Here is a 1,553-nt window from a genome sequence, read left to right on the forward strand (position 1 = left end):
CGTAATCCGGACCCGGCTGCTATTGGCTTTCTGACTGACTTCTAAAATTTCCAGGCGGGAGGGCTGGCAGCTAAAGTCTTTGAGCTTGATGCCGGCAGCAAAGCGCTCTGCATCTTGCTCATCCATCATCCCGGCTATCTGAGCGTGATAGACCTTAGCAACATGCCTTTTGGGCGACAGCATGGCATGAGCCAGCTTGCCGTTATTAGTCAGGAGCAAGAGCCCATGCGTATCAATGTCTAAGCGGCCGACTGGAAAAACGGCCTTCCGCCGGGCAGTCTCGTCCAGCAGGTCCAGTACGGTCTGATGCCGTTCATCCTCCGTCGCTGAAATAACGCCCTGCGGCTTGTTGAGCAGATAGTAGACGAAGTGTTCATAGTTTAGCTTTTGGCCGGAAACGACAATCTCATCTGTCCTCTCATCAATCTGAGCCTTGGGTGATTTTTCTGCTCTGCCATTGACCAAAACCAGCCCCTTCTTGAGGACTTGCTTGACCTGGGCCCGTGAGCCGAGGCCATTTTCTGCTAAAAACTTATCTAGGCGCATGGAAACCTCCTACAGAGCTGAAGTCTTGTCTTTGCCTATACGAAGGGCAAAGAGAGCCGTCAGAATCATGGCCGAACCCAGAATGCTGAAAATGACAGCCGGATGACTGGAAAAACGGCCGATAGAACTGAGAACAAAGGTCGTCGCTGTAGCTCCGGCACTGCAGCCCAGAATGACGATAGAAGTCGCTTGGTTGAGGAGACTGCTTGAGATGCGCTCCGACAAGGTGTAAAAGATGGCAGTCAGGGCAATGCTGTAGACAAAGCCGGCCGCAATAGCGCTGAGCGTGAGAACCCACAGATTGGGCGCAAGACCGATGAAGAGCTGCATAAGACCAAAGGCAAAGCCGGAAACCGTCAGCAGTCTTTCCTTGAAATACCGGAGAAAAGCGGCAAAGCTAATCCCAGCCGCAATCCCAGTCAGCTGCATCAGCGAAAGAATCAGACCTGCCGTCTGGGCCGTCCCCATGCCAGAGTGTTCAACAATCCCCGGCACGCGCACGTTGATGGCGATATTGGTCAGGACAATGACCCCCGCCACAAAGGCAAAGCCCAGACTCAGCCGCCAGTCTTCTTTCGTCAATTGCAGCGGTTTCTTTTGACGGCTCTTTCCCTTGCTCGCTGTCTGTTCAGCCGGAACAAAGAGCAGATAAAGGGCCAGAACTACCAGACCAAAGGCATAGACCAAAAAGACTGCCTGCCAGCCGAAAGGCAGGAGCAGACTGACCCCAAGGGTCAAGAGCGCTGTTCCGACTACCTCTGCTGAGCCCCGCAGGCCCAGCAGCTGCACGCGCTCCCTGCCCTGGTAGCGCTCGCTGATGATGGAAATCGCCTTGGCATTAAGCAGGCCCAGCCCCATACCAAAGATTAGGCGGGAGGCAAAAATCAGCCAGTAAGACTGATCAAAGAGAGGGACAAAACTGCAGAGCGAAAAAATCAGGAGCCCTGTCACAATCATCTGGCGCTCAGTCAGGTATTTTTCAATGACACCATTCAGCAGCAGCATGA

The 1,553-nt window shown here is 53.6% G+C and carries 2 protein-coding genes; both read right to left on the minus strand.

The window, feature by feature from the left end:
* A partial coding sequence (locus STRDD11_RS06710) for a pseudouridine synthase (RefSeq protein WP_164828415.1) occupies positions 1 to 546 on the minus strand: 546 nt, incomplete at its 3' end.
* 9 nt (positions 547 to 555) lie between these two features.
* Positions 556 to 1,553 (minus strand): MFS transporter (locus STRDD11_RS06715; RefSeq protein ID WP_164828416.1); only part of this gene is annotated, 998 nt, incomplete at its 5' end.

This window comes from Streptococcus sp. DD11, from assembly GCF_001578865.1.
Classification (GTDB): Bacteria; Bacillota; Bacilli; order Lactobacillales; family Streptococcaceae; genus Streptococcus; species Streptococcus panodentis.